This window comes from Vibrio sp. 03_296, assembly GCF_002265885.1.
Map to the genome: position 1 here is coordinate 1 of NZ_NPKW01000673.1, position 640 is coordinate 640.

Genomic DNA, 640 nt, shown 5'->3' on the forward strand with positions numbered 1-640 from the left:
CTTTGCTGAAGGGGTTAAAGTTTACCAGAACGTATCTAAGTCTCTATCAGTGCCATTTTTTGCTTCTGCGGTGAAGCAATCATCTCAATACTGTGCGGATGAAAAAGTAGCGAATGCGCTGCTGTACACTTTAGAACGCCCGAAAAATGCGAATTTTGCCTTGGCAAAAGAAGTGGCAACCACCGTTGTGTCGGACGGCGCTTTGGCAAATTTTGAAAATTATGTTATCGAATCCAAATCGGTTCGAGCGGCTCTTTGTCCGACTTATGTCAGCAAAGGCTATGTAAAAGGCATCATCAAACAAGTGTGTGAATCTTGATTAGATGCAACTTAAATGTGAAAGGCCACCAGATTGGTGGTCTTTTAATTTGTTGAAAAATAAATAAAAAAACCTCCGAGAGGGAGGGGTAAGTAAGATGTCGTTGATGAGATGCTGAACACTGAGTGCTCAGTTTGTAATTATAGTTTTCGCTAGCGAACAAAWTTTTTAACACTGTTATTTGTTGGGTGCAAACTAAGCATTGATTTAAAAGTTAATAACTTGATCCAGGGCGCAAAGCAGGCGGTATTTTGTGCTAAATCAGTGTTAGAATGGCGCTCTTATAAAAAAGCCTAACAACTGGAATTACGGAATGACTGA

General features: G+C 40.1%; 1 pseudogene. It reads left to right on the forward strand.

The annotated features are described in order from the left end of the window. Positions 1–319, forward strand: a pseudogene (locus tag CIK04_RS27045) (hypothetical protein); the annotation flags it as partial. Between the last annotated feature and the right edge of the window lie 321 nt (positions 320–640).